The organism is Escherichia sp. WS338, from assembly GCF_046486405.1.
Taxonomy (GTDB): domain Bacteria; phylum Pseudomonadota; class Gammaproteobacteria; order Enterobacterales; family Enterobacteriaceae; genus Escherichia; species Escherichia coli.
This window is the reverse complement of the sequence record NZ_JBJQLL010000044.1, coordinates 1-23,939: the sequence shown is the minus strand read 5'-3', so window position 1 is coordinate 23,939 and position 23,939 is coordinate 1. Positions and strand designations below refer to the sequence as shown.

At 52.4% G+C, this 23,939-nt stretch carries 23 protein-coding genes and 1 pseudogene; 13 read left to right on the top strand and 11 right to left on the bottom strand.

Annotation, left to right across the window (positions count from 1 at the left end):
- A partial coding sequence (locus ACJHWT_RS22655; RefSeq protein ID WP_137542626.1) for an integrase core domain-containing protein occupies positions 1–172 on the top strand: 172 nt, incomplete at its 5' end.
- A 50-nt stretch (positions 173–222) separates the two neighbouring features.
- Here the strand turns inward: ACJHWT_RS22655 and ACJHWT_RS22650 are convergent.
- From ACJHWT_RS22650 to ACJHWT_RS22620, 7 genes are all read right to left on the bottom strand, one after another.
- Entirely contained in the window at positions 223–909 is a 687-nt protein-coding gene (locus tag ACJHWT_RS22650) for a DUF2726 domain-containing protein (protein ID WP_001695651.1), read from the bottom strand.
- Positions 910–1,471: 562 nt separating this feature from the next.
- Positions 1,472–2,260 (bottom strand): phosphate starvation-inducible protein PhoH, encoded by a 789-nt coding sequence (gene phoH / locus ACJHWT_RS22645; RefSeq protein ID WP_000533536.1) that lies wholly within the window; start codon positions 2,258–2,260, stop codon positions 1,472–1,474.
- A 625-nt stretch (positions 2,261–2,885) separates the two neighbouring features.
- Positions 2,886–4,157: an iron uptake transporter deferrochelatase/peroxidase subunit gene (efeB, locus tag ACJHWT_RS22640; RefSeq protein WP_001199460.1), complete on the bottom strand. Its 1,272-nt coding sequence runs from the start codon at positions 4,155–4,157 to the stop codon at positions 2,886–2,888.
- 5 nt (positions 4,158–4,162) lie between these two features.
- On the bottom strand, positions 4,163–5,290 hold the full coding sequence (efeO, locus tag ACJHWT_RS22635) for an iron uptake system protein EfeO (protein WP_000154418.1): 1,128 nt from the start codon (positions 5,288–5,290) through the stop codon (positions 4,163–4,165).
- 57 nt (positions 5,291–5,347) lie between these two features.
- Complete coding sequence (efeU, locus tag ACJHWT_RS22630; RefSeq protein WP_000497965.1) at positions 5,348–6,178, bottom strand: iron uptake transporter permease EfeU; 831 nt, start codon at positions 6,176–6,178, stop codon at positions 5,348–5,350.
- 653 nt (positions 6,179–6,831) lie between these two features.
- On the bottom strand, positions 6,832–8,340 hold the full coding sequence (gene putP / locus ACJHWT_RS22625; protein WP_001018496.1) for a sodium/proline symporter PutP: 1,509 nt from the start codon (positions 8,338–8,340) through the stop codon (positions 6,832–6,834).
- Positions 8,341–8,498: 158 nt separating this feature from the next.
- Positions 8,499–8,708: a hypothetical protein gene (locus ACJHWT_RS22620; RefSeq protein WP_000979523.1), complete on the bottom strand. Its 210-nt coding sequence runs from the start codon at positions 8,706–8,708 to the stop codon at positions 8,499–8,501.
- Positions 8,709–8,762: 54 nt separating this feature from the next.
- On the opposite strand from ACJHWT_RS22620, the gene putA reads away from it, so the two are divergent.
- The gene (putA, locus tag ACJHWT_RS22615) at positions 8,763–12,725 is read left to right on the top strand and encodes a trifunctional transcriptional regulator/proline dehydrogenase/L-glutamate gamma-semialdehyde dehydrogenase (RefSeq protein WP_410232361.1); all 3,963 of its coding nucleotides are present in this window, start codon (positions 8,763–8,765) and stop codon (positions 12,723–12,725) included.
- A 39-nt stretch (positions 12,726–12,764) separates the two neighbouring features.
- On the opposite strand, the gene rutR is transcribed toward putA, so the two are convergent.
- Positions 12,765–13,403: an HTH-type transcriptional regulator RutR gene (gene rutR / locus ACJHWT_RS22610; protein WP_000191701.1), complete on the bottom strand. Its 639-nt coding sequence runs from the start codon at positions 13,401–13,403 to the stop codon at positions 12,765–12,767.
- A 287-nt stretch (positions 13,404–13,690) separates the two neighbouring features.
- Here rutR and rutA point away from each other — a divergent pair, with 287 nt between their 5' ends.
- From rutA to rutG, 7 genes are read left to right on the top strand one after another with little or no spacing between them, the layout of a single operon-like run.
- The gene (rutA, locus tag ACJHWT_RS22605) at positions 13,691–14,782 is read left to right on the top strand and encodes a pyrimidine utilization protein A (protein ID WP_001317757.1); all 1,092 of its coding nucleotides are present in this window, start codon (positions 13,691–13,693) and stop codon (positions 14,780–14,782) included.
- Positions 14,782–15,474 carry a peroxyureidoacrylate/ureidoacrylate amidohydrolase RutB gene (gene rutB, locus ACJHWT_RS22600; protein WP_001317756.1) on the top strand — a complete coding sequence of 231 codons (693 nt, stop codon included), beginning with the start codon at positions 14,782–14,784 and terminating at the stop codon, positions 15,472–15,474. Before rutA ends, rutB begins: the two co-directional genes overlap by 1 nt.
- Before the next feature lie 11 nt (positions 15,475–15,485).
- Positions 15,486–15,872 carry a 3-aminoacrylate deaminase gene (rutC, locus tag ACJHWT_RS22595; RefSeq protein WP_001126780.1) on the top strand — a complete coding sequence of 129 codons (387 nt, stop codon included), beginning with the start codon at positions 15,486–15,488 and terminating at the stop codon, positions 15,870–15,872.
- Between the two features lie 7 nt (positions 15,873–15,879).
- Positions 15,880–16,692: a pyrimidine utilization protein D gene (rutD, locus tag ACJHWT_RS22590; RefSeq protein ID WP_000777650.1), complete on the top strand. Its 813-nt coding sequence runs from the start codon at positions 15,880–15,882 to the stop codon at positions 16,690–16,692.
- Positions 16,689–17,279, top strand: coding sequence for a malonic semialdehyde reductase (locus ACJHWT_RS22585; RefSeq protein ID WP_021539123.1), 591 nt, complete (start codon positions 16,689–16,691; stop codon positions 17,277–17,279). The genes rutD and ACJHWT_RS22585 overlap by 4 nt, the downstream gene beginning before the upstream one ends.
- A 10-nt stretch (positions 17,280–17,289) precedes the next feature.
- Positions 17,290–17,784, top strand: a complete 495-nt coding sequence (rutF, locus tag ACJHWT_RS22580; RefSeq protein ID WP_001028089.1) for an NADH-dependent FMN reductase RutF — start codon at positions 17,290–17,292, stop codon at positions 17,782–17,784.
- Between the two features lie 20 nt (positions 17,785–17,804).
- Positions 17,805–19,133, top strand: coding sequence for a pyrimidine utilization transport protein G (rutG, locus tag ACJHWT_RS22575; protein WP_001240618.1), 1,329 nt, complete (start codon positions 17,805–17,807; stop codon positions 19,131–19,133).
- Between the two features lie 82 nt (positions 19,134–19,215).
- Here rutG and ACJHWT_RS22570 read toward each other — a convergent pair whose 3' ends face one another.
- Entirely contained in the window at positions 19,216–19,389 is a 174-nt protein-coding gene (locus ACJHWT_RS22570) for a general stress protein (RefSeq protein ID WP_001273658.1), read from the bottom strand.
- Between the two features lie 372 nt (positions 19,390–19,761).
- Between ACJHWT_RS22570 and wrbA the strand changes: the two genes are divergently transcribed.
- Both wrbA and ACJHWT_RS22560 read left to right on the top strand, forming a co-directional pair.
- Positions 19,762–20,358 (top strand): NAD(P)H:quinone oxidoreductase, encoded by a 597-nt coding sequence (wrbA, locus tag ACJHWT_RS22565; protein WP_001151437.1) that lies wholly within the window; start codon positions 19,762–19,764, stop codon positions 20,356–20,358.
- A gap of 20 nt (positions 20,359–20,378) precedes the next feature.
- Complete coding sequence (locus ACJHWT_RS22560) at positions 20,379–20,606, top strand: YccJ family protein (RefSeq protein WP_001143120.1); 228 nt, start codon at positions 20,379–20,381, stop codon at positions 20,604–20,606.
- Between the two features lie 37 nt (positions 20,607–20,643).
- Here ACJHWT_RS22560 and agp read toward each other — a convergent pair whose 3' ends face one another.
- Together agp and ACJHWT_RS22550 are read right to left on the bottom strand one after the other, a co-directional pair.
- A complete protein-coding gene (agp, locus tag ACJHWT_RS22555) occupies positions 20,644–21,885 on the bottom strand; it encodes a bifunctional glucose-1-phosphatase/inositol phosphatase (RefSeq protein ID WP_001044299.1) in 1,242 nt (413 codons plus the stop codon).
- 280 nt (positions 21,886–22,165) lie between these two features.
- Positions 22,166–22,267: pseudogene (locus ACJHWT_RS22550) on the bottom strand (hypothetical protein); the annotation flags it as partial.
- A 152-nt stretch (positions 22,268–22,419) separates the two neighbouring features.
- Between ACJHWT_RS22550 and cbpA the strand changes: the two are divergent.
- On the top strand, positions 22,420–23,340 hold the full coding sequence (gene cbpA, locus ACJHWT_RS22545) for a curved DNA-binding protein (protein ID WP_000420644.1): 921 nt from the start codon (positions 22,420–22,422) through the stop codon (positions 23,338–23,340).
- Positions 23,340–23,645 carry a chaperone modulator CbpM gene (gene cbpM / locus ACJHWT_RS22540; protein WP_000024569.1) on the top strand — a complete coding sequence of 102 codons (306 nt, stop codon included), beginning with the start codon at positions 23,340–23,342 and terminating at the stop codon, positions 23,643–23,645. Before cbpA ends, cbpM begins: the two co-directional genes overlap by 1 nt.
- Positions 23,646–23,939 lie beyond the last annotated feature (294 nt).

The window sequence follows — 23,939 nt, the reverse complement described above, 5'->3', positions numbered from 1 at the left end:
TGAGTTTTTACTCTCGCGTCCTGCAGACCTGGCGCAGGCCCGGGAAATGGTCAAAGAGTCCGTGGCAATTTATAACCATGAGCGGCCACATCTGGCTCTGAAATACAAAACGCCCGATGACGTTCATCAGGCGTTTTACAGACAGAAAAGTGTCAACTTATATCAGGACTAGTCAATATTGCACACACCGGGGGGATGAGAAGCCCCGACCGGGGTACTTAGTTAATGCAACGGTTCACCCTTTGTCGCCGCGGCTAATGGGCGAATTTTGTCACGGGTATCCCAGACCGGAGGGATTTCATCCAATTTAGTGACAGAAGCTCGTACAAAAGGCACCCGTGCAATAGTCATAATCGTATTCAACCAACGGTCACGAATAATGCGATCTGCCCTTTCATGACTCGGATCATCCAGCTCAATAACACAGACTATTTTGTTGTTCTTCTTTGAAACCAGAACATAATCCATTGCCATTCCATTATAAATTGCAAAGAAACGCTTTCTTTCTTCTTCGCTAAACTCGGGTTGTTCTGGAAAGTTGATCAAGCGCCCCAGAGAGACCTGGCAATGGATATGACAATAATGTCCAAACCATTTCTCCAGATTATCAAAATAGATTTTTTCACAACGCGTAATTAACCACTCTTTTCCTTCCAATAAAATACCTTCGGCAACCATTCCATGAAATAACTCATCTCGTTCTTGCCAACGAGAATCACGATAGGTTTTCTGCGGTGTATAGCTCCTTGTCGACGCCTTAGCAGCAGGGGGAGTTGCAGATGAAGGGACTGGTTGCGATTTAGAGATGATCACCGATGAGGCAACTTTTCGGAGTGTCAATTTTCTGGCAACAACAAAACCGGCGACAAATGCAATTGTCAAACAAGTTACAAAAGCCATAAAGCTCATAATTAATTTTCACCTATCCATGTTGATTATATTTCATTACCAACGTTACTCGCTGTAGCGTGTTACATGCCAACAATTCAACGATCAATATATAGTTAGTATCATGTTTTTATTATTACAACCACCCCTATTTTGCCATTGCGGCTTGCCTTCCACAAAAAATAAAAACACAAAACATTAGCCAAAGAATTAATTAAGATTAACCTGACATTTTTAATGTTATCCCTAAAAAATATAATCAGGAGAATATATTCGGTGTTAATCAGTCAGTCAAATTTTGGCTCATTGTTGATTAAACCTCATACGCAAAATTGGCACCAGACCTCCTGTACAGGTTGAATGGCTGGAAAAAGATAGGCAAAAAACTCTCCGCGCTGGCGGCATTACATTGGTCGCGTGCTATGACGAAAAATGCCTGGTAAAAGTATCTAAACCAGAATTAATTTCAGCTTATCAACACGCTCAAAGTCGCCCCCCAGAACGTTAACCTGAAGTGAAAGTCTTTGCTGTTAATGAAATAAAACAAAGCCCGGTTCGCCCGGGCTCTGCGCCGATAATACACTTAACTGTATGCATGTAGCGTACGTTGGCAAAGTGCCGAACGTACGCAATCCTCTTTACCGAATCGGACGATCCCGACCATTTCATCTTCTTCGAAACGTTCCAGCGCGTCACTTAATCCGGAGCGCACGCCGCGAGGCAAATCGCATTGCGTGATATCACCGTTGACGATAACCGTCACGTTCTCCCCGAGGCGGGTTAAAAACATTTTCATTTGCGCGGCAGTCACATTCTGCGCCTCGTCAAGAATGACGACTGCATTTTCAAAGGTACGTCCACGCATATAGGCGAACGGCGCAATTTCCACCTTCCCTATTTCCGGTCGCAGGCAGTACTGCATAAAGGAAGCCCCTAAGCGCCGAACCAGCACGTCGTAGACCGGGCGAAAATAGGGAGCAAACTTTTCTGCGATATCACCAGGTAAGAAGCCAAGATCTTCATCGGCTTGCAGAACTGGACGGGTGACGATAATCCTGTCGACATCCTTATGTATCAGGGCCTCTGCCGCTTTTGCTGCGCTGATCCAGGTTTTTCCGCACCCGGCTTCGCCCGTGGCGAATATCAGCTGCTTACTCTCAATAGCCTTCAGATAGTGCAATTGCGCTTCATTTCGCGCGAGGATGGGCGAGGTATCGCGACTATCGCGGGCCATACCAATGGCTTCTACGCCGCTCATTTGCACAAGCGAGGTGACCGATTCTTCTTCACGCTGCTTATGGCTGCGCGAATCCCGTCTCAGCACACGTTTTGCCTCGCGACGAGCTTTGATCACTGCTTTTTGTCTTCCCATGGAGAGCACCTTGAGTTGTTTGTATTCATCACACGCGCCGTTGGCAGCGCGATTATGCGCACGAACATCAGAGGGTTGGCTTCCTTGTAAGCCATAGTTTGCTTTTGGATAAAATGCCGAAAAACGGCTACGCACACCGTTTGCGGCGTCGGTAACACGAGTAAAGAGAGGAAGTGAGAAAAATACAGAGTGACGAAGTTGCTACCGGAGGAGAAATCTCCGCGAGTGGTGGAGCCTTGCTTAACAAAACATTGTCCAGAACAGGACGTTACCATCCGCGATCTCCATAGTGACTGACTATCACTGCCGGGAACTTCCGCTGCTACTTAATAATTACAACAGATTTCGCATTCATTGCAACAATATATTCACTTACATTTAACCATAAAACACCATTTCAGTGACATTAGTTTCTACTGGAAAGATGACAAAGTGATGACAGAGATGAAAAAAGCTGTGTGCTTTCAGCAGGATTCGCAGGGCTGGTAAAAGCTTGCCGGATGCGGCGTGAACGCCTTATCCGGCCTACCGACCCGCACCGATTGTAGGCATGATAAGACGCGCATGCGTCGCATCAGCGCACGAACGCCTGGTGCGGCACGAACGCCTTATCCGCCTGAAAACATTAAACCCGCAATAACGCGCTTCCGAGATAATCGTTCGTGTCCTTCACCCCCGGCAGCGCAAAAAAATAACCGCCGCCGATAGGTTTAACGTATTCCTCCAGCGCTTCGCCATTGAGCCTTTTTTGTACTGTCAGGAAGCCTTTTTCCAGATCGTGTTGATAGCAGACAAACAGTAGCCCCATATCCAGTTGTCCGGAGTTGGTGACGCCCAACGAATAACTGTAGCCACGACGCAGCATCAGACTTGACTCACTCTCTGGCGTGCGGGGATTCGCCAGCCGGATATGGCTGTCCAGCGCAATCACCTTCCCTTCCGGATCGCTGGCGTAATCGGGAACATCATGCTCATGCTGCATTCCCAGCGGCGCGCCGGTTTGCTTATCACGCCCAAATATCGTCTGCTGTTCTTTCAGCGGCGTTCTGTCCCAAAATTCCACCCGAAACTGAATCAACCGCACCGCCTGGTAGCTGCCGCCGATTGTCCACGCAGGCTCCTGCTGATCTGCCGTCACCCACACCACTTTTTGCATCAACTTATCATTCTGGCTATCGGGATTGGCAGTGCCGTCTTTGAAACCCAGCAAATTAATCGGCGTCTCTTTGCCTTTACTACGCGCCGCGTGATCGGAAATAAACCCTTCCCGCTTCCAGCGCACACTGAGCAAATCCGGCGTGTGTTTGATGATATCGCGCAGCGCATGGATCACCGTATCCTGGGTGTTGGCGCAAATTTGTAGCAACACATCACCATGACATAATGCTGCATCAAGCGAGTCGTTGGGGAAACGCGTCATCTTCTGCAACTTTTTCGGCATCTGTGGCGCAAGACCAAACCGTTCATCAAACAACGAGTGACCCACCGATAACGTGATGGTGAGATTATCGGGCGCAATGTAGCCGCCAAGAATGCCGGAATCGAGTGGTGGCAGGCGCGGATTTGGCGTTTCTGGTGCCGCTCCGCCCTGAGTCAGAAAAGCAAAACGCTGAGTCAACAAGCGAAACAACCGTTCAAGATCGGCTTTATCGCTGGCAAGCACATCAAACGCCACCAGCATCATTGCAGCCTGTTGTGGTGTCAGGATCCCTGCCTGATGCTCACCATAAAACGGCTGTTTCTCATTGCGTGCATCCGGTGAAAGCGTACCCGGCGCACTTTGCGTTTTTTGTGCATGAGCGACCGGACAACTTCCCGCCAGCGCCAGTGCACCAATCCCTTTCAGTAAACGTCGGCGTGACGGTTCATTCACGCCGTTTTCATCTTTATACTGCATAACGTTTAATCCAGTCCCAGCACACCGCGAAGTTGCGCCAGATCTTCCGCCAGCGCAGTAATCGGTCCTTTCAGTGCATTCCGGTCGGCATCGGTCAATTTGTCGTAGGTTTCAAAACCGTCTTTAGTACGGTATTTCGCCAGAATGGTATCGACCTTTTTAAAGTTGGCATCGACTTTTGCCAACAGTTCCGGGTTGGCTTTTTGCAGTTGTGGACGCAGTAGATCGACAATTTTCTGCGAGCCTTCAACGTTAGCCTGGAAATCCCACAGATCGGTGTGGCTGTAGCGATCTTCTTCACCGCTGATTTTGCTGGCTGCCACTTCCTCAATCAGTCCGGCTGCACCGCCGACCACTTTTGAAGGTGGGAAAGCCAGTTCACTGATGCGTTTTTGCAAATCGACCACATCGGTATAAAGCTGGTCAGCGTACTTATCCATTCCTTTGGTGGTGTTGTCGCCAAACAATGCTTTTTCCAGACGGTGGAAACCGGTGAATTTTGGATCGGCGGCTTTTTGCTCATAATCATCTTCACGGGCGTCAATGCTACCATCCAGATCGGAGAACAGTTCAGCAATCGGTTCAATGCGCTCATAGTGCTGGCGCGTCGGCGCATACAGTGCTTTTGCTTTTTCGATATCGCCTGCTTTAATAGCGTCGGTAAAGGCTTTGGTGTCGGCCACCAGCTGCGTGGTTTCCGCCATGACATACGCTTTATATGCAGTAATTGCACCACCAAGACTTAACAGCGCATCACTTTGCGCCGCATCCGCCGTTGCCTCACCTTTGACAATCAACTTCCCTTTCGGGTTAGTCAGCAGACCGCAGGTCATATCGTATTCGCCAGGCTGTAAATTCGCCGTCATTTTCTGGCTAAAGCCAGGGGCGATATTTTCTCGCTCTTCCACCACCATCACGCCTTTGAGGATCTCCCACTCCAGCGCCTTCTGGCTGTGGTTCTGAATAATGAACTGTGTTTTCCCGGCGTTAACCGTAATGGTCATCGGTTCGCACTGCTTATCCGTCACGGTGACTTTGACTTGCGGCACATCAGCGGCGTTAGCCATAAAAGCGGAAGAAAACAGCACAGCCACACTCAACTGCAATGCGTTACGGCGGAAGTTAATGGTCATGACGAGACTATCCCTTTAAAGTATGTTGTAACTAAGCAAGAGTTTGCGTCGTATTTGCTACGCAGAGCGAGACGCTGTCGCCCCTGCACGTGGTGGCAGGGCAAATGCCACCAGCGCCGGGATGAGATAAATAAACCAGACGGCGACTTCGCTGACACTTGGCGCTTCCTGATAGCCAAAAATCCCTTCCATCAGCGTGCCAAACAGCGAGTGAGTTGACAGCACCGCGCTCATATCGAAGGCGATTTCCTGAAAGTGGTTCCACAATCCGGCTTCATGAAATGCGCGAATGGCACCAGCTGCCAGCCCAGCGGCGACGAAGAGAATAAACAGACTGGTCCATTTAAAAAATGCACCAAGATTGAGGCGAATACCGCCCCAGTAGAGCAGGAAGCCGAGCACCACGGCTGTAGCAAGACCGAGCATTGCACCCAGCGGCGGCCAGATCCCGACATCTTGTTGAAATGCCGCCAGCAGGAAAAAGACCGACTCCAGCCCTTCCCTTGCAACGGCAAAAAAGACCATCATCACCAGCGCCCAGCCATGATGATTTCCACGCTGCAATGCGCTATCGACTGCCTGTTCCAGTTGCACTTTGACGTTGCGCGACACTTTACGCATCCAGAAAACCATCCAGGTAAGGATCACCACGGCGATCACCGCCACGATACCTTCAAACAGTTCCTGTTCTTTTTGCGGGAATTCGCCGGTGGTTTCGTTAATGAAGATACCCAAGCCCAGGCACAACGCAGCGGCAAGCAACACGCCAATCCACATCACACTAATCCATCGGCCTCGCTGGGTACGCTTAAGATAGCTGGCAATCAAACTGACAATCAGCGCGGCTTCAAGTCCTTCGCGCAACATAATGAGAAACGGAACAAACATGCCACCCACCCTTAAACGTTTTTCTGAGTCAATCTATGCAAAGAAAAGTAAATCGCAGTGATAGCGATTATCATTACGGCAAAGAAAAATACAAGCGGAATGTTTATAAAATGATGTTGGAATGTAAACAAAGAGAGGTAATGGCAGGGGATATAAACGATTATTCCAGGTACAAAGATGGGATTGTTTACAACGAGCCATGTGTTCTTGCCAGATGCCGCGTAAACGCCTTATCCAGCCGACAAAACTGTCCAGACTCAATGCATCAGAGCTTCCATGTAAAACTGATAAGCGGGTGTATCAAGCAATTTCGTCCATCCGCGATTATCAAATCTAACTTTTTGCCCGGAACATAATAACAGCTCGGGTGTTGGTGGCGTCAAAGTCGCTGAAGCGTTCCCCGAAGGCCGGGGCAGCCCACATGGATGTGGGCTGAGGGCGCGTCTTACAGGACATTACCTCGCGCCCGACCCGGTAGCCGAAGGGGATAAGCTGAAGGTACCGCGCAGCGGCGATTTTGTTCGCCAGAGCCCGGGGTGCAGGGGGTGGCGGCGATTGGCCGCCCCCTGCACCATTCAATTTATATGGCGAGGCACATTAAGGGAGCGCAACCCGCTGCTGAAGCCAAACAAAACCGCCGCAGGCTAAGTCCCTTAGCTTTCCTGCAACCGTGACGGCGGAGCCGAATGATAGTGCGCATCGGCCTCGGCAAAGCGTTTTTGCATCGCCGCTGACGGCGCTTTACCCAGCAAACTAAACACTACAATCCCGATACTGCCGAAGATGAAGCCCGGAATAATTTCGTACAGACCCAGCCAGCCGAACTGCTTCCAGACGATAACCGTCAGCGCACCGATGATCATCCCCGCCAGCGCACCGTTGCGCGTCATGCGTGACCACATCACCGAGAACAGCACCACCGGACCAAACGCCGCGCCAAAGCCTGCCCACGCGTAGCTCACTAAGCCCAGCACGCGGTTTTCCGGGTTTGCCGCCAGCGCAATCGCCACCAGCGCCACCACCAGCACCATCACACGCCCTACCCACACCAGCTCTTTCTGGCTGGCCTGTTTACGCAGAAACGCTTTGTATAAATCTTCGGTAATCGCGCTGGAACATACCAGCAGCTGGCAACTTAAGGTTGACATTACCGCCGCCAGAATCGCCGACAGCAAAATCCCGGCAATCCACGGGTTAAACAGAATTTGCGCCAGTTCGATAAACACGCGCTCGGCGTTCTGGTTTACCGCACCTGCTACCGCCGGGTGCTCGTTAAAGTAAGCGATACCAAAGAAGCCGACAGCCACCGCCCCTGCCAGGCAGAGGATCATCCAGGTCATACTGATACGACGCGCATGGACAATGCTGTGGTGAGAATCTGCCGCCATAAAACGCGCCAGGATGTGCGGCTGCCCGAAGTAACCCAGCCCCCACCCCATCAGCGAGATAATGGCGACAAAATTCAACCCTTTGAGCATATCCACGTTTTCGATGCTCTTTTGTTTGATTACTTCCAGCGAGTCGCCAAACCCACCGACGCTAATGATCACGATAACCGGCGTCAGGATCAGGGCAAAAATCATCAGGCTGGCCTGTACAGTGTCAGTCCAGCTCACCGCGAGGAAACCGCCAATAAAGGTGTAAAGGATCGTCGCCGCAGCCCCCGCCCACAGAGCCGTTTCGTAGCTCATGCCAAAGGTACTTTCAAACAGACGCGCGCCTGCCACAATGCCCGAAGCGCAATAAATGGTGAAGAACAGCAAAATAACCAGCGCGGAGATAATGCGCAAAATGCGGCTTTTATCTTCAAAGCGCCCGGTGAAATAATCCGGCAATGTTAAGGCGTTATTGTTGTATTCGGTATGCACACGCAACCGCCCGGCCACCAGCTTCCAGTTGATCCACGCGCCTAATGTCAGACCAATGGCGATCCAGCTTTCGGAAATCCCGGAAAGAAAAACCGCGCCCGGCAACCCCATTAACAGCCAGCCGCTCATATCCGACGCCCCCGCCGATAATGCCGTCACGAATGGCCCAAGACTACGACCGCCCAGAATATAGTCGTCGAAGTTTTTCGTTGATCGCCAGGCGATAAACCCAATCAATATCATGCCAAAGATATAGACACAAAATGTCACCAACATCGGTGTGCTAATAGCCATCTAAAGTCTCCAAAAAATTATTATCGGCAATGTCGAAACTTGCCGTTATATCTGCCACCGGAACGGGGTAACAGAGTTTATGTTTTACCAGGGCGACCGTATCCTGCCGGAAGCGCTGGTTATTCACAATCGATTTAACACACCATTTACATTAAATTTTAGTGCTCAGCGACACTATTTTTCATCAGGTTGCACTCTCTCACATTTTTTGCGGTTGCACCTTTCAAAAATGTTAACTGCCGCAGAGAAAAAGTCTGAGTTATTTTTTTAATCCCTGTCATATCGATTTCGTTTATTAACATTTCATTCATTTTTAAGCTTGCTACGCAGGTCACATTTAACACAGTTGCACAAAGTTGCAACATCATGGATATTTCACGATAACGTTAAGTTGCACCTTTCAGAACAACAGGAGTAATGGCATGGGAACCACCACCATGGGGGTTAAGCTGGACGACGCGACGCGTGAGCGTATTAAGTCTGCCGCGACACGTATCGATCGCACGCCACACTGGTTAATTAAACAGGCGATTTTTTCTTATCTTGAACAACTGGAAAACAGCGATACTCTGCCGGAGCTACCTGCGCTGCTTTCTGGCGCTGCCAATGAGAGCGATGAAGCACCGACTCCGGCAGAGGAACCACACCAGCCTTTCCTCGACTTTGCCGAGCAAATTTTGCCCCAGTCGGTTTCCCGCGCCGCGATCACCGCTGCCTATCGCCGTCCGGAAACCGAAGCGGTTTCGATGCTGCTGGAACAAGCTCGCCTGCCGCAGCCAGTTGCTGAACAGGCGCACAAACTGGCGTATCAACTGGCCGATAAACTGCGTAATCAAAAAAACGCCAGTGGTCGCGCAGGTATGGTTCAGGGGTTATTGCAGGAGTTTTCGTTGTCATCGCAGGAAGGCGTGGCGCTGATGTGTCTGGCGGAAGCGTTGTTGCGTATTCCCGACAAAGCCACCCGTGATGCGTTAATTCGCGACAAAATCAGCAACGGTAACTGGCAGTCACACATTGGTCGTAGCCCGTCGTTGTTTGTTAATGCCGCCACCTGGGGGCTGCTGTTTACCGGCAAACTGGTTTCCACCCATAACGAAGCCAGCCTCTCCCGCTCGCTGAACCGCATTATCGGTAAGAGCGGTGAACCGCTGATCCGCAAAGGTGTGGATATGGCGATGCGCCTGATGGGCGAGCAGTTCGTCACTGGCGAAACCATCGCAGAAGCGTTAGCCAATGCCCGCAAGCTGGAAGAAAAAGGTTTCCGTTACTCTTACGATATGCTGGGCGAAGCTGCACTGACCGCCGCAGATGCACAGGCGTATATGGTTTCCTATCAGCAGGCGATTCACGCCATTGGTAAAGCGTCTAACGGTCGTGGCATCTATGAAGGTCCGGGCATTTCAATCAAGCTGTCGGCGCTGCATCCGCGTTACAGCCGCGCCCAGTATGACCGGGTAATGGAAGAGCTTTACCCGCGTCTGAAATCACTCACCCTGCTGGCGCGTCAGTACGATATTGGTATTAACATCGATGCCGAAGAGGCCGATCGTCTGGAGATCTCCCTCGATCTGCTGGAAAAACTCTGTTTCGAGCCGGAACTGGCAGGCTGGAACGGCATCGGTTTTGTTATTCAGGCTTATCAAAAACGCTGCCCACTGGTGATTGATTACCTGATTGATCTCGCCACCCGCAGCCGTCGCCGTCTGATGATTCGCCTGGTGAAAGGCGCGTACTGGGATAGTGAAATCAAGCGCGCGCAGATGGACGGCCTTGAAGGTTATCCGGTTTATACCCGCAAGGTGTATACCGACGTTTCATATCTCGCCTGTGCGAAAAAGCTGCTGGCGGTGCCGAATCTAATCTACCCGCAGTTCGCAACGCATAACGCCCATACGCTGGCGGCAATTTATCAACTGGCGGGTCAGAACTACTACCCGGGTCAGTACGAGTTCCAGTGCCTGCACGGTATGGGCGAGCCACTGTATGAGCAGGTCACCGGGAAAGTTGCCGACGGCAAACTTAACCGTCCGTGTCGTATTTATGCTCCTGTCGGTACCCATGAAACGCTGCTGGCGTATCTGGTGCGTCGCCTGCTGGAAAACGGTGCTAACACCTCGTTTGTTAACCGTATTGCTGACACCTCTTTGCCACTGGATGAACTGGTTGCCGATCCGGTCACTGCTGTAGAAAAACTGGCGCAACAGGAAGGGCAAACTGGATTACCGCATCCGAAAATTCCCCTGCCGCGCGATCTTTACGGTGACGGGCGCGACAACTCGGCAGGGCTGGATCTCGCCAATGAACACCGGCTGGCCTCGCTCTCTTCTGCCCTGCTCAATAGTGCACTGCAAAAATGGCAGGCCTTGCCAATGCTGGAACAATCGGTCGCGGCTGGTGAGATGTCGCCCGTTATTAACCCTGCGGAACCGAAAGATATTGTGGGCTTTGTGCGTGAAGCCACGCCGCGTGAAGTAGAACAGGCGCTGGAAAGTGCGGTTAATAACGCGCCAATCTGGTTTGCCACTCCTCCGGCTGAACGCGCGGCGATTTTGCATCGCGCTGCTGTGCTGATGGAAAGCCAGATGCAGCAACTGATTGGTATTCTGGTGCGTGAGGCCGGAAAAACCTTCAGTAACGCCATTGCCGAAGTGCGCGAAGCGGTCGATTTTCTCCACTACTACGCCGGACAGGTGCTGGATGATTTCGCTAACGAAACCCACCGTCCATTAGGGCCTGTGGTATGTATCAGTCCGTGGAACTTCCCGCTGGCGATTTTCACCGGGCAGATCGCTGCCGCACTGGCGGCAGGTAACAGCGTACTGGCAAAACCGGCAGAACAAACGCCGCTGATTGCCGCGCAAGGGATCGCCATTTTGCTGGAAGCGGGTGTACCGCCAGGCGTGGTGCAATTGCTGCCAGGTCGGGGTGAAACCGTGGGCGCGCAACTGACGGGTGATGAACGCGTGCGCGGGGTGATGTTTACCGGTTCAACCGAAGTCGCTACGTTACTGCAGCGCAATATCGCCAGCCGCCTGGACGCTCAGGGTCGCCCTATTCCGCTCATCGCTGAAACCGGCGGTATGAACGCGATGATTGTCGATTCTTCAGCACTGACCGAACAGGTCGTCGTGGATGTACTGGCCTCGGCGTTCGACAGTGCAGGCCAACGTTGTTCGGCGCTGCGCGTGCTGTGTTTACAAGATGAAATTGCCGACCACACGTTGAAAATGCTGCGCGGCGCAATGGCCGAATGCCGGATGGGTAATCCGGGTCGCCTGACCACCGATATCGGTCCGGTGATTGATAGCGAAGCGAAAGCCAATATTGAGCGTCATATTCAGACTATGCGTAGTAAAGGCCGTCCGGTGTTCCAGGCGGTGCGGGAAAACAGTGAAGATGCCCGTGAATGGCAAAGCGGCACCTTTGTCGCCCCGACGCTGATCGAACTGGATAACTTTGCCGAATTGCAAAAGGAGGTCTTTGGTCCGGTGCTGCATGTGGTGCGTTATAACCGTAACCAGCTGCCGGAACTGATCGAGCAGATTAACGCTTCCGGCTATGGTCTGACGCTTGGCGTTCATACGCGTATTGATGAAACCATCGCCCAGGTCACTGGCTCGGCCCATGTCGGTAACCTGTACGTTAACCGTAATATGGTGGGCGCAGTGGTCGGGGTGCAGCCATTCGGCGGCGAAGGGTTGTCCGGCACCGGGCCGAAAGCAGGCGGTCCGCTCTATCTCTACCGTCTGCTGGCGAATCGCCCGGAAAGTGCACTGGCAGTGACGCTCGCGCGTCAGGATGCAGAGTATCCGGTGGATGCGCAGTTGAAAGCCGCATTGATCCAGCCGCTAAATGCACTGCGGGAATGGGCGGCAAACCGTCCAGAATTGCAGGCGTTATGTACGCAATATGGCGAGCTGGCGCAGGCAGGAACACAGCGATTGCTGCCAGGGCCGACGGGTGAACGCAACACCTGGACGCTGCTGCCGCGTGAGCGCGTGTTGTGTATTGCGGATGATGAACAGGATGCGCTGACTCAGCTCGCCGCCGTGCTGGCGGTGGGCAGCCAGGTACTGTGGCCGGATGACGCGCTGCATCGTCAGTTAGTGAAGGCATTGCCATCGGCAGTCAGCGAACGTATTCAACTGGCGAAAGCGGAAAATATAACCGCTCAACCGTTTGATGCGGTGATCTTCCACGGTGATTCGGATCAGCTTCGCGCATTGTGTGAAGCAGTTGCCGCGCGGGATGGCGCAATTGTTTCGGTGCAGGGTTTTGCCCGTGGCAAAAGCAATATCCTTCTGGAACGGCTGTATATCGAGCGTTCGCTGAGTGTGAATACCGCTGCTGCTGGCGGTAACGCCAGTTTAATGACGATCGGTTAAACAGGTAGCCGGAGGATGTTACAACCTCCTCCGGCATCTTTAACGTGGTCGAATCCCCTCAATAATTATCCGCTGCACGTTTTCAACCGTTTGATTGAAAAACACCTCATCGCGCAACGTCGCGCCTGTCACCGCCTCCACCTGAGGGGCAAAATCGGCGTAATGTTGAGTGGAAGCCCAAATCATAAAAATCAAATGCTGCGGGTCAATCGGCGCGAGTTTGCCGCTTTTGACCCAACCGGCAATCAGCGCCGATTTCTCATCAATTAATGCCTTCAAATCGCCCGTCAGTTCATCCATTAACAGCGGTGCACCTGCCAGCATCTCCATACAGAACAGGCGCGAAGCCTGCGGATAATCGCGTGAGACTTCCAGCTTCAGACGGATGTACTCTTTGATCGCCGCCAGCGGGGCGAAATCTTCACGAAACGCTTTTAACGGTGCCAGCCAGATATCGAGAATCTGCCGCAGTACGGCTATATACAGCGCCTCTTTTGACGGAAAGTAATACAGCAGATTGGTTTTTGAAACACCCGCCAACTCCGCGATCTGCTCCAGCCTTGTGCCGTGAAAACCGAATTGTGAAAAAGTGTCCAGTGCTGCGCTAAGAATCGCTTTTTTCTTCGCGCTTACTGCGCGCGAACGCTTACCCGTTGTTTTCACTGCGCCTTGCGTCATGCGCTCTCCCCTCTTGTTGATTGGCAACAGGATAGCAAAACCCCCGCCCGGCCTCGACCTTCTGCACTCTCATCGCGCACGAATGCATGTTTTATGTGCAACTGTTTTGACCGTTTAGTCCACTTTTTTTCAGGCATTTTAGACAACTTAACATTAACACATTAATAACATTCACTTTTTAAAAACTGGCATCCGCTTTGCAAACAAGCCATTACGCGGCTGAAAAGGATATGCAGGATGCAGCGCCCCGTCTGACTTTCACTTTACGAGACGAAGAGAGGTTGATGATGAAAATTGGCGTATTCGTACCTATTGGCAACAACGGCTGGCTCATTTCGACCCACGCGCCGCAATACATGCCGACCTTTGAACTGAATAAAGCCATTGTGCAAAAAGCGGAGCACTACCATTTCGATTTCGCCCTGTCGATGATCAAACTGCGTGGCTTTGGCGGCAAAACTGAGTTCTGGGATCACAACCTTGAGTCGTTCACCTTGATGGCGGGGCTGGCAGCCGTCACCTCACGCATTCAGATATACGCGACAGCTGCCACCTTAACGTTACCTCCGGCAATCGTCGCCCGTATGGCCGCAACCATCGACTCCATCTCTGGCGGGCGTTTTGGCGTCAACCTCGTGACTGGCTGGCAGAAGCCCGAGTATGAGCAGATGGGGATCTGGCCTGGCGATGACTATTTCTCCCGTCGTTACGACTATCTCACCGAATATATTCAGGTGCTGCGCGACCTGTGGGGCTCGGGGAAAAGCGATTTTAAAGGCGATTTTTTCACTATGGATGATTGTCGCGTCAGTCCGCAACCGAGTGTCCCCATGAAAGTGATCTGCGCCGGGCAAAGCGACGCTGGCATGGCGTTCTCCGCCCGGTATGCCGATTTTAACTTCTGTTTCGGCAAAGGCGTAAATACACCCACGGCTTTCGCCCCGACCGCTGCGCGGATGAAACAGGCCGCAGAGCAAACCGGACGCGACGTTGGCTCTTATGTGTTGTTTATGGTGATTGCCGACGAAACCGACGATGCCGCTCGCGCCAAATGGGAACACTACAAAGCGGGCGCGGATGAAGAGGCGTTAAGCTGGCTAACCGAACAAAGTCAGAAAGATACCCGCTCCGGTACAGACACCAACGTCCGTCAGATGGCCGATCCCACTTCGGCGGTAAACATCAATATGGGGACGTTAGTCGGTTCTTACGCCAGTGTCGCGCGCATGTTAGATGAAGTCGCAAGCGTGCCTGGTGCCGAAGGCGTGCTGTTGACCTTCGATGATTTTCTGTCGGGAATCGAAAACTTCGGCGAGCGCATTCAACCACTGATGCAGTGCCGCGCCCATCTCCCTGCGCTGACTCAGGAGGTGGCATGATGACGACCTTAACCGCACGACCGGAAGCCATTACCTTCGATCCGCAGCAAACTGCGCTGATCGTGGTGGATATGCAAAACGCTTATGCCACGCCAGGCGGCTACTTAGATCTCGCCGGGTTTGATGTCTCAACCACTCGCCCGGTCATTGCCAACATTCAAACCGCCGTGACCGCAGCGCGAGCGGCAGGGATGTTGATCATCTGGTTTCAAAATGGCTGGGATGAACAGTATGTCGAGGCTGGCGGCCCCGGCTCACCGAATTTTCATAAATCGAACGCCCTGAAAACCATGCGTAAGCAGCCGCAGCTGCAGGGGAAATTGCTGGCGAAAGGCTCCTGGGATTATCAACTGGTGGATGAACTGGTGCCGCAGCCTGGCGATATTGTGCTGCCGAAGCCGCGCTACAGCGGTTTCTTCAATACGCCGCTGGACAGCATTTTGCGCAGCCGTGGAATACGCCATCTGGTTTTCACCGGTATCGCTACCAACGTCTGCGTCGAATCGACGCTACGCGACGGCTTTTTTCTGGAGTATTTCGGCGTGGTGCTGGAAGACGCAACACACCAGGCGGGGCCGGAATTTGCACAGAAAGCCGCGTTGTTCAATATCGAAACCTTTTTTGGCTGGGTCAGCGACGTCGAAACGTTCTGCGACGCGCTTTCTTCCACGTCCTTTGCTCGTATCGCTTAAGGAGTTTAACGATGCCAAAATCCGTAATTATTCCTGCTGGCAGCAGCGCACCGCTGGCCCCCTTCGTTCCCGGCACGCTGGCTGATGGCGTGGTGTATGTCTCCGGTACGCTGGCTTTTGATCAACATAACAACGTGCTGTTTGCCGATGACCCAAAGGCGCAAACCCGCCACGTTCTGGAAACCATCCGCAAGGTCATCGAGACGGCGGGTGGCACGATGGCGGATGTGACCTTCAACAGCATCTTTATTACCGACTGGAAAAATTACGCCGCGATTAACGAAATCTACGCCGAGTTTTTCCCGGGTGACAAACCGGCGCGATTCTGCATTCAGTGCGGACTGGTAAAACCTGACGCGCTGGTGGAAATCGCCACAATTGCGCATATCGCCAAGTGAGGCCGCGATGAAACTTTCACTCTCACCTCCCCCTTATGCTGATGCGCCCGTAGTGGTGTTGATTTCGGGTCTTGGCGGTAGCGGCAGTTACTGGTTACCGCAACTGGCGGTGCTGGATCAGGAGTATCAGGTAGTCTGTTACGACCAGCGCGGCACCGGCAATAATCCCGACACGCTGGCAGAAGATTACAGTATCGCCCAGATGGCAGCGGAACTGCATCAGGCGCTGGTAGCCGCAGGGATTGAGCGTTACGCGGTGGTCGGCCATGCGCTCGGTGCGCTGGTGGGAATGCAGCTGGCGCTGGATTATCCCGCGTCGGTAACTGTGCTGGTCAGCGTTAACGGCTGGCTACGAATAAACGCCCATACGCGCCGCTGTTTTCAGGTTCGCGAACAGTTACTACATAGCGGCGGCGCGCAGGCATGGGTGGAAGCGCAGCCGTTGTTCCTCTATCCCGCCGACTGGATGGCGGCCCGCGCACCTCGCCTTGAGGCAGAAGACGCGCTGGCACTGGCGCATTTTCAAGGCAAAAATAATTTACTGCGTCGACTTAACGCCCTCAAACGCGCTGACTTTAGTCACCATGCGGATCGTATCCGCTGCCCGGTGCAAATCATCTGCGCCAGTGATGATCTGCTGGTGCCAACAGCATGTTCCAGTGAACTTCATGCCGCCCTGCCCGATAGCCAGAAAATGGTGATGCGCTATGGCGGACACGCCTGCAACGTGACCGATCCCGAAACGTTTAATGCTCTGTTACTCAACGGGCTTGCCAGCCTGTTACATCACCGTGAAGCCGCCTGTAAGGAATTGCTATGAACGAAGCCATTAGCCCAGGTGCGCTTAGCACCTTGTTCACCGATGCCCGCACTCACAACGGCTGGCGGGAGACACCCGTCAGCGATGAGACGTTACGGGAGATTTATGCCCTGATGAAATGGGGGCCGACATCAGCTAACTGTTCTCCGGCACGGATCGTGTTTATCCGCACTGCAGAAGGAAAAGAACGTCTGCGCCCGGCGCTTTCCAGCGGCAATCTGCAAAAAACCCTGACCGCGCCCGTCACCGCTATCGTCGCCTGGGACAGTGAATTTTATGAACGGTTACCACTACTGCTTCCCCACGGTGATGCCCGCAGTTGGTTTACCTCCAGCCCACAACTTGCCGAAGAAACAGCGTTTCGCAACAGTTCCATGCAGGCGGCTTATCTGATCGTCGCCTGCCGCTCGCTGGGGCTGGATACCGGCCCGATGTCGGGCTTTGACCGTCAACACGTGGACGACGCCTTTTTTACGGGCAGCACGCTGAAGAGCAATCTGCTGATTAATATTGGCTATGGCGATAGCAGCAAGCTTTATGCGCGCCTGCCACGTCTGTCCTTTGAGGAAACCTGCGGGCTGATGTAAGGAGCAAACTATGAACATTGTCGATCAACAAACTTTTCGCGATGCGATGTCCTGCATGGGCGCGGCGGTCAATATCATCACCACGGACGGTCCAGCCGGGCGCGCCGGGTTCACCGCCAGCGCCGTCTGCAGCGTGACCGATACGCCGCCCACATTACTGGTGTGCCTGAATCGTGGGGCGTCCGTCTGGCCGGTATTCAATGAAAATCGAACGCTGTGTGTAAATACACTTAGCGCCGGACAGGAGCCGCTTTCAAACCTTTTTGGCGGCAAAACGCCCATGGAACACCGCTTTGCCGCCGCCCGCTGGCAGACTGGTGTGACCGGATGCCTGCAACTGGAAGAAGCACTGGTTTCGTTTGACTGCCGTATCAGCCAGGTGGTGAGCGTCGGCACCCACGACATTCTGTTTTGCGCCATCGAAGCGATTCATCGTCACGCCACCCCCTACGGGCTGGTGTGGTTTGATCGCAGTTATCACGCGCTGATGCGCCCTGCTTGTTAACCTCCTTAAGGAGACAGCTGATGGCAATGTTCGGTTTTCCTCACTGGCAGTTAAAATCGACCTCTACAGAGAGCGGCGTGGTCGCGCCGGATGAACGATTGCCGTTTGCTCAGACGGCAGTAATGGGCGTTCAACACGCGGTGGCGATGTTTGGCGCGACGGTGTTAATGCCGATTCTGATGGGGCTGGATCCCAATCTTTCCATTTTTATGTCGGGGATCGGCACGTTACTGTTTTTCTTTATTACCGGCGGGCGCGTGCCCAGTTATCTCGGTTCCAGCGCGGCTTTTGTCGGCGTGGTGATTGCCGCAACGGGCTTTAATGGTCAGGGAATTAATCCGAATATCAGCATCGCGCTGGGCGGGATTATCGCCTGTGGGCTGGTTTATACCGTCATTGGCCTGGTGGTGATGAAAATCGGTACGCGCTGGATTGAACGACTAATGCCGCCGGTTGTGACGGGTGCGGTAGTGATGGCGATTGGCCTGAACTTAGCGCCTATCGCAGTGAAAAATGTATCGGCTTCGGCCTTTGATAGCTGGATGGCGGTAATGACGGTGCTGTGTATTGGGCTGGTGGCCGTATTTACCCGTGGCATGATCCAGCGATTATTGATTCTCGTAGGATTAATTGTCGCCTGTCTGCTGTATGGCGTGATGACCAACGTTTTAGGGCTGGGAAAAGCCGTCGATTTTACTCTCGTCAGCCATGCTGCCTGGTTCGGTCTGCCACATTTTTCCACTCCTGCTTTTAATGGTCAGGCAATGATGCTGATTGCGCCCGTGGCGGTGATTCTGGTGGCGGAAAACTTAGGTCATCTCAAGGCGGTCGCCGGGATGACCGGACGCAATATGGACCCGTATATGGGGCGGGCATTCGTCGGTGATGGTCTGGCGACGATGCTTTCTGGCTCTGTCGGCGGTAGCGGCGTAACCACCTACGCCGAGAATATCGGTGTGATGGCCGTGACAAAAGTCTACTCGACGCTGGTGTTTGTTGCCGCTGCCGTCATCGCCATGCTGTTGGGCTTTTCGCCGAAATTTGGCGCGCTGATTCATACCATTCCAGCACCGGTGATTGGTGGTGCATCAATTGTTGTGTTCGGGCTGATTGCCGTCGCAGGCGCAAGGATCTGGGTACAAAACCGTGTCGATTTAAGCCAGAACGGTAATTTGATTATGGTCGCAGTAACCTTAGTGCTGGGCGCGGGTGATTTTGCTCTCACGCTGGGCGGTTTTACGTTGGGAGGGATCGGTACAGCCACCTTTGGCGCGATTTTACTCAATACGTTGTTAAGCAGAAGGTTGGTTGACGTTCCACCGCCAGAAGTTGTTCATCAGGAGCCATAAATAGAAAACCGCCGGGGTAACCGGCGGTGATGACTTTTTGACGAGCTTCAGACAAAAATACATTCGTCATTGATTAGCCCGGCTAGTTGTCGCTTTTGCCGTGACTGCTCTTGCCACCTTTTTTACCTGCTTCAGATGCGCGCTGCGGGTCATTTTTGAAATTACCCCCGCTGTGCTGTCCACCTTTTTTACCTGCTTCTGATGCTCTTTCGCGGTCTTCTGCAAAATTGCCGGAACCGCCTCGATGGTTTGCCATTACTGACCTCCGTCTGGGTATAGACATCATATTGCATAGAATTAACGCGGCGTATGGCGGCTGCCATATTTTCGCTACGTGGGACTAAGCTTAGTGAACTGACGCGGGCAGACCCGCGTTTGGTAATATCCTGCAACAGCTTCTTAGCGAGAATAGATATCATCTCCAATAATTATCCATAAGCCGCTCTTATGATTAAAAAAACGCGATGAGATAAAAATGTGTCATTTTGCGACAAAATTACGTGCTTGTGAAAGTTGTTATAAATCAAATAAGTGGTTGTGAAATTTGCACTCTGAAAAGGACGTCTTATCTTTAAATAAGTGGTAGCGAATCGCTACGGAATAGAGATAACACGAGGAGTGGTTAGAAATGGCTAAAGTTCTGGTGCTTTATTATTCCATGTACGGACATATTGAAACGATGGCACGCGCAGTTGCTGAGGGTGCAAGCAAAGTGGATGGCGCAGAAGTTGTCGTTAAGCGTGTACCGGAAACCATGCCGCCGCAATTATTTGAAAAAGCAGGCGGTAAAACGCAAACTGCACCGGTTGCAACCCCGCAAGAACTGGCCGATTACGACGCCATTATTTTTGGTACACCTACCCGCTTTGGTAACATGTCCGGTCAAATGCGTACCTTCCTCGACCAGACGGGCGGCCTGTGGGCTTCCGGCGCACTATACGGAAAACTGGCGAGCGTCTTTAGTTCCACCGGTACTGGCGGCGGTCAGGAACAAACCATCACATCCACCTGGACGACCCTTGCGCATCACGGCATGGTGATTGTCCCCATTGGCTACGCAGCGCAGGAATTATTTGACGTTTCACAGGTTCGCGGCGGTACGCCGTACGGCGCAACCACCATCGCAGGCGGTGACGGTTCACGCCAGCCCAGCCAGGAAGAACTGTCTATTGCTCGTTATCAAGGGGAATATGTCGCAGGTCTGGCAGTTAAACTTAACGGCTAATCTTCAACAGGAGGATACGCATGCCAACTCAAGAAGCGAAAGCTCATCACGTCGGTGAATGGGCATCTCTGCGCAATACGTCGCCGGAAATAGCCGAGGCCATTTTCGAAGTCGCCGGGTACGACGAAAAAATGGCGGAAAAGATTTGGGAAGAAGGTAGCGATGAAGTGTTAGTCAAAGCCTTTGCTAAGACCGATAAAGATTCGCTTTTTTGGGGCGAACAGACCATCGAACGTAAAAACGTTTAACCAGCGACTCCCCCGCTTCACGCGGGGGAGTTTTCTGTTATTTCACCGCTTCATTCAATACGCGATCAAACTTATCCATTGGGCAAAAACCGTTGGCATCTATCGGGCAACCGCTTAATTCCAGCGTCACGCGCTGCGCAGGTGCCTGCAGGGTTAACGCATCGGCATTACGTAACTGTTCCGCACTCTGGTACACATATTCAATTTTCATCAAATCGCGATTGGCTTTGCTGTCATGCCAACGCTGGAAAACGATTTTGCCGCCAATCGGCGTGCGTTCGTTCTGGTCATGCAACTGATACGGTTTGAAATCCAGCGCCGTTAACAGAGAGGCAATGTTGGAGTCGTGCCCAACTAATACCGTGATTTTCGGTGCACTGGTGCGATCGGTGACCAGGGCTTTGTCGATATAACTGACCAGCGGTTTCGCAACATTGCGCGCCACTTCCGGTGAGGTAAACAGGCTGTCCTGGTAACCGTTTTTCAGCTTCGACAACACCTTCCACTGCTGGTCAGATTTGATTTCTCCCCAGGCCACCTGATCCATCGGAAAACCTTCGTAGTATTGCAAAGTAAACGCATCTACCAGCGAGTTGCCGACTTTCAGCGGCCCGGAAACGCCCGGTTCTTGTTGATACTTCGCGCTAAAGGTATTTTTGCCATCTACAAGCGAACATTGTTGCTTCTCTTTACACGCAGGAGAATCTTTATAGTTAACGATTTGTTCCAGTAGCTTGTAGCTGTCGGTAAGCTGGAGTTTGCTGAGCTCTTTCTCCATTGCCGCCACCGCCTGTTCACTGAATGCGGCGGAATCATCGGTGATCACTGGGTTAAAGGTGGGGTCCATAGTGCCCATTTTTTCCTGGTGATGAACAGGAATATCACACCCAGGGAATGCGCCAGTAATAAAGAACTGCGCGGTCGCGACGGTGCGTTGCAGACTATTGGCATAGGCATAAACGGTGTCCGGTGGCGGGCATTCCCCTGATTTCACCATCCCCTGTTCTGCCAGCCATTCACGCATATAATGGCCCATATACACTTCGAGCACGCCCCCTTTAGTGGTGAGCTGCCCACCGGGGACGTCCCATTCAGGCCATTTATTCGGCGTCGACTGCTCCAGCACACTGCCATTGTTCGCCAGCGGCGCACGTAAGTTATGACGGCTCATCATAAGGACTTGCTGTAGCTGATAGCCTTCCGGTACGGTTTGTGCCTGAGCATTTGAAGCGAGTAAAACTATCCCTGCCACAGTTGCGGCGATTAGCGTTTTGTTCATTCCTCATACCTCTTTTGTTATCAATAATTAAAGAGTGTGACAGAAATATGTCATTTTTCCGGGAACAGGTTCGCAAAATGGCTCGTTGAACGCCTGTTTTTCTATATTCCCCTTTAAAAACAGGCAAGTTTTGACGCAAACTATGCCTGATTAGCCCCGGCCTCGTTTACGCCGCTAATGATTACATCAGTAGCTATAAAGAAAATCAGCGGCGTTACCATTACCAATAAAAAAAGAATGTGAGACTAATAGAAATGGTTTTTAGCACATGTCTTTATCATTAAATTGCATAACGATTTAAATAGTCGAGTTGTGCATTCCTTTCCTTATTGTTTAACTTGTAAGCATGAGCCATAAGTTCAGGAGGGAGGTAAATAAAATATGTTCCTCCCACCTTGAGGCGACCTCCTCTCCGCGATGATTTCAATAACATATTCTGTGTTGGCATATGAAATTTTGAGGATTACCCTACACTTATAGGAGTTACCTTACAGGGGTTCCTTCAATTTGAGTTGATTTACGCGAGATAACGCTATGGAATTAAAGGATTATTACGCCATCATGGGCGTGAAACCGACGGACGATCTCAAGACAATCAAGACCGCCTATCGTCGACTGGCCCGCAAATACCATCCTGATGTCAGCAAAGAACCGGATGCCGAAGCCCGCTTCAAAGAGGTCGCTGAAGCCTGGGAAGTGTTAAGTGATGAACAACGTCGCGCTGAGTATGATCAGATGTGGCAACATCGCAACGATCCGCAATTTAGCCGTCAGTTCCAGCATGGCGACGGTCAGAGTTTTAACGCCGAAGATTTTGACGATATCTTCTCGTCAATTTTCGGTCAGCATGCCCGCCAGAGCCGTCAACGCCCCGCCACACGCGGCCACGATATTGAAATCGAAGTGGCGGTTTTCCTCGAAGAAACGCTTACTGAGCATAAGCGTACCATCAGCTATAACCTGCCGGTTTATAACGCCTTTGGCATGATCGAACAGGAAATCCCGAAAACGCTGAATGTGAAGATCCCGGCGGGCGTCGGCAATGGTCAACGCATCCGCCTGAAAGGCCAGGGGACGCCGGGCGAAAACGGCGGTCCAAATGGCGACCTGTGGCTGGTGATTCACATTGCGCCACATCCGCTGTTTGATATTGTCGGCCAGGATCTGGAAATAGTGGTGCCGGTTAGCCCGTGGGAAGCGGCGCTGGGTACTAAAGTCACCGTTCCAACACTGAAAGAAAGCATTTTGCTGACTATCCCGCCTGGCAGCCAGGCCGGGCAACGATTGCGCGTTAAAGGCAAAGGTCTGGTGAGCAAAAAACAGACCGGCGATCTGTATGCGGTACTGAAAATCGTGATGCCGCCGAAACCGGATGAAAACACTGCCGCGCTGTGGCAGCAACTGGCAGACGCCCAGTCGTCTTTTGATCCACGTAAAGATTGGGGGAAAGCATAATGGCTAATGTTACGGTGACTTTTACTATTACCGAATTTTGCCTGCATACCGGCATCTCTGAAGAGGAGTTGAATGAAATTGTCGGTTTGGGGGTGGTTGAACCGAGTGAGATCCAGGAGACAACCTGGGTATTTGACGACCATGCCGCCATTGTGGTGCAACGCGCGGTACGCCTGCGTCATGAACTGGCTCTGGACTGGCCGGGGATCGCGGTGGCGCTGACGTTAATGGATGATATTGCGCACCTGAAGCAGGAAAACCGCCTGCTGCGCCAGCGGCTTTCCCGGTTTGTGGCTCACCCGTGAGTTTGTTGCCTGATGCGACGCTTAACGCGTCTTATCAGGCCCACAAAAAGCACTGTTCCCGTAGGCCGGATAAGGCGTTCATGCCGCATCCGGCAACTGCGCCATAATGCCTGATGCGACGCTTAACGCATCTTATCAGGCCCACAAAAAGCACTGTTCCCGTAGGCCGGATAAGGCGTTCTCGCCGCATCCGGCAACTGCGCCATAATGCCTGATGCGACGCTTAACGCATCTTATCAGGCCCACAAAAAGCACTGTTCCCGTAGGCCGGATAAGGCGTTCTCGCCGCATCCG

What these genes read in the sequence shown, in the direction of transcription:
- cbpM (WP_000024569.1), top strand. Translation starts at nt 23,340, where the DNA reads ATGGCTAATGTTACGGTGACTTTTACTATTACCGAATTTTGCCTGCAT.
- putA (WP_410232361.1), top strand. Translation starts at nt 8,763, where the DNA reads ATGGGAACCACCACCATGGGGGTTAAGCTGGACGACGCGACGCGTGAG.
- rutG (WP_001240618.1), top strand. Translation starts at nt 17,805, where the DNA reads ATGGCAATGTTCGGTTTTCCTCACTGGCAGTTAAAATCGACCTCTACA.
- rutF (WP_001028089.1), top strand. Translation starts at nt 17,290, where the DNA reads ATGAACATTGTCGATCAACAAACTTTTCGCGATGCGATGTCCTGCATG.
- rutA (WP_001317757.1), top strand. Translation starts at nt 13,691, where the DNA reads ATGAAAATTGGCGTATTCGTACCTATTGGCAACAACGGCTGGCTCATT.
- ACJHWT_RS22570 (WP_001273658.1), bottom strand. Translation starts at nt 19,389, where the DNA reads ATGGCAAACCATCGAGGCGGTTCCGGCAATTTTGCAGAAGACCGCGAA.
- rutD (WP_000777650.1), top strand. Translation starts at nt 15,880, where the DNA reads ATGAAACTTTCACTCTCACCTCCCCCTTATGCTGATGCGCCCGTAGTG.
- rutB (WP_001317756.1), top strand. Translation starts at nt 14,782, where the DNA reads ATGACGACCTTAACCGCACGACCGGAAGCCATTACCTTCGATCCGCAG.
- phoH (WP_000533536.1), bottom strand. Translation starts at nt 2,260, where the DNA reads ATGGGAAGACAAAAAGCAGTGATCAAAGCTCGTCGCGAGGCAAAACGT.
- efeO (WP_000154418.1), bottom strand. Translation starts at nt 5,290, where the DNA reads ATGACCATTAACTTCCGCCGTAACGCATTGCAGTTGAGTGTGGCTGTG.
- rutR (WP_000191701.1), bottom strand. Translation starts at nt 13,403, where the DNA reads ATGACGCAAGGCGCAGTGAAAACAACGGGTAAGCGTTCGCGCGCAGTA.
- ACJHWT_RS22650 (WP_001695651.1), bottom strand. Translation starts at nt 909, where the DNA reads ATGAGCTTTATGGCTTTTGTAACTTGTTTGACAATTGCATTTGTCGCC.
- rutC (WP_001126780.1), top strand. Translation starts at nt 15,486, where the DNA reads ATGCCAAAATCCGTAATTATTCCTGCTGGCAGCAGCGCACCGCTGGCC.
- efeB (WP_001199460.1), bottom strand. Translation starts at nt 4,157, where the DNA reads ATGCAGTATAAAGATGAAAACGGCGTGAATGAACCGTCACGCCGACGT.
- agp (WP_001044299.1), bottom strand. Translation starts at nt 21,885, where the DNA reads ATGAACAAAACGCTAATCGCCGCAACTGTGGCAGGGATAGTTTTACTC.
- efeU (WP_000497965.1), bottom strand. Translation starts at nt 6,178, where the DNA reads ATGTTTGTTCCGTTTCTCATTATGTTGCGCGAAGGACTTGAAGCCGCG.
- cbpA (WP_000420644.1), top strand. Translation starts at nt 22,420, where the DNA reads ATGGAATTAAAGGATTATTACGCCATCATGGGCGTGAAACCGACGGAC.
- wrbA (WP_001151437.1), top strand. Translation starts at nt 19,762, where the DNA reads ATGGCTAAAGTTCTGGTGCTTTATTATTCCATGTACGGACATATTGAA.
- ACJHWT_RS22620 (WP_000979523.1), bottom strand. Translation starts at nt 8,708, where the DNA reads ATGATGTTGCAACTTTGTGCAACTGTGTTAAATGTGACCTGCGTAGCA.
- putP (WP_001018496.1), bottom strand. Translation starts at nt 8,340, where the DNA reads ATGGCTATTAGCACACCGATGTTGGTGACATTTTGTGTCTATATCTTT.
- ACJHWT_RS22560 (WP_001143120.1), top strand. Translation starts at nt 20,379, where the DNA reads ATGCCAACTCAAGAAGCGAAAGCTCATCACGTCGGTGAATGGGCATCT.
- ACJHWT_RS22585 (WP_021539123.1), top strand. Translation starts at nt 16,689, where the DNA reads ATGAACGAAGCCATTAGCCCAGGTGCGCTTAGCACCTTGTTCACCGAT.